General features: G+C 53.0%; 1 protein-coding gene. It reads right to left on the reverse strand.

Features of this window, described 5'->3' with window-relative positions:
- Nucleotides 1-62 precede the first annotated feature (62 nt).
- The coding region (locus IE083_RS15600; RefSeq protein ID WP_229799802.1) for a hypothetical protein at nucleotides 63-1,626 on the reverse strand (1,564 nt) is incomplete at its 5' end.

Below are 1,626 nucleotides of genomic sequence, written 5' to 3' on the forward strand. Positions count from 1 at the left end.
AGGTTTGCACCCCTTCCTTCACGTCCTCGCTTCAAAACGTCAACAGCCCCTAGCCATTAATTTTATTCTCCTACCTTTGTCTGTAGCGAGATGCTCTCGCTTGCAAACGTGCCACTATCCAGAGCCCGAAGCAATTGTTCCATTGCAGGAGCCTCACCCGATTCCTGCTTCAGCACGTTCGCTGCGAGACCGCGTAGTGCGCGATGGAGGTGGGTTGGGCTCTGACCTTGCGCGGTACGAATTACAGCACCTTCGGGGACAGTCTCACTTTCAAGGATGGTAATCAGTTGGCCTACTTTGGCGAGATAACGTTGCTGTACTTTTAGCCAATCCTCAGCGTCTACATCTTCCCTTGCTATCAATTCAGCGTTGGCAACCTCCGCGGCCACACTGGCATGCAGTGCGTGAAGCCGTTTGAGTTTTGTTTCAGCATCTCCGCCACCTTTGATGCATGCGTGTTCACTGCAGTCCAAGCACTTTACAAATCCCTCGCAGGGCGCGAACGACCAATCGTGTCGGCACTCACCGTACAATGTTTTCAGACCAGTGAGTTGCGGTTGAATTTCGTCAATGTCGGTAAGGGCGCGCGGTTTGTTGACCGTATTCACGACCCACGGGCCAACGGTATAGCTACCGTTCTCGACAATTGCGGGGAGGGCGATTGTCGACTGGAGCATCTCTACTACGTCACGAGCCTGCTCGACACGTTCTTCCCGTGTGCGGTGGTCGTAGACAGCATTTTGTTCGACGCGCTTGCGGCCTGACCAATGTGCAATTTGTTCGTCGGTCAGGCCTACGCGCTGGGCTTCGGTATTGAGTAAGTGCCGAATTTGATGGGAGGTAAGCCGAAGTATTCCTCCCTGCTCATTTGTGTATTCATAGCGCTCAAAGATGCTCTTTTGGGTGCGCGCGCCGGTTAGTGCAAAGTTGAGGTCACTCAGGTCAGGCATCCAGAGCGATATTGGGCTTGTTCCTTTTGTCAGATGCAATTGGTGCCTCAGCATACAGAAAAGTGCCTCGCTAAACTTAAGCCCGCCCTTTTGACCAAGCGCATGGTCTGCTTCGCTTATGTAGGGAAAGTGGGGGTGCATCTCCATGAGGCGAGGTAGCACGAAGGTGTCCCACAGCTGCTGTAGTGTGTAAGTCCTCGTGGCTTCCTTAAGCCTATTTTTGCGCAGAGTGCCCTTGGCCGAGAATCCAAGGGCAAGGCAAACCTGTTCAGTCGTCAATGGTTGGTCGTCGGGGACGGCAGGGCAGTTTTCATGCCGATAGAAGCGATGTTTGCTCTGTGGGTCTTCCAGGTGTCTGGCAAGCTTCCGGCCTTCTTCAGTCATGGCTCGAATCATGGCTATGGCACGTTCAGCTACCGGCACCATTTCCGACCAAACCCACTTTACGTAAGCGCCAAAACCCTTGGAAGCATGCAGCCGAAGCCCAGTTTGTTCCTTGCCGAACTTGTCTGTAGCCTTGAAGGCCAAGTTTTCTGGCAGGTGTAATATTTCTAGGCCGCGGGATGGCGCACACATTAACAATGCAATTACGCTGGTCGTAAAGATGTCCTTTTGAGATAGAGTCCACGGAAGTGGTGTAAATGCAGACAGATGGTAGGAGGCCATCGACGAACTC

It is taken from the genome of Vogesella fluminis, assembly GCF_014652335.1.
GTDB classification, from domain to species: domain Bacteria; phylum Pseudomonadota; class Gammaproteobacteria; order Burkholderiales; family Chromobacteriaceae; genus Vogesella; species Vogesella fluminis.